Annotated in this window: 1 protein-coding gene; it reads left to right on the top strand. The window is 69.9% G+C overall.

Annotation, left to right across the window (positions count from 1 at the left end; translation table 11 throughout):
• Nucleotides 1-229, top strand: a 229-nt coding sequence (locus tag IJ15_RS0124610; protein ID WP_031940933.1) for a bile acid:sodium symporter family protein, incomplete at both ends; no start/stop codon positions are given.

The following is a 229-nucleotide window of genomic DNA, read 5'->3' as shown; positions in this document are numbered from 1 at the left end:
CGCCGACTTCGCCCGCGTCGCACGGCATCCCCGCGTCGTCACGATCGCCCTCGCCTGCCAACTCCTGATCCTGCCCGCGATCGCGTTCGGTCTGGTGCTGTTGTTCGATCTGCCGCCGCTGCTCGCGGTCGGCATGATGGTCCTCGCCGCCTCTCCCGGCGGCACCACCGCCAACCTCTTCAGCCACCTCTACCGCGGCGACGTCGCCCTCAACATCACGCTGACCGCG

This window comes from Prescottella defluvii (assembly GCF_000738775.1).
Classification (GTDB): Bacteria; Actinomycetota; Actinomycetes; order Mycobacteriales; family Mycobacteriaceae; genus Prescottella; species Prescottella defluvii.
This window is presented reverse-complemented; position numbering and strand designations above follow the sequence as displayed.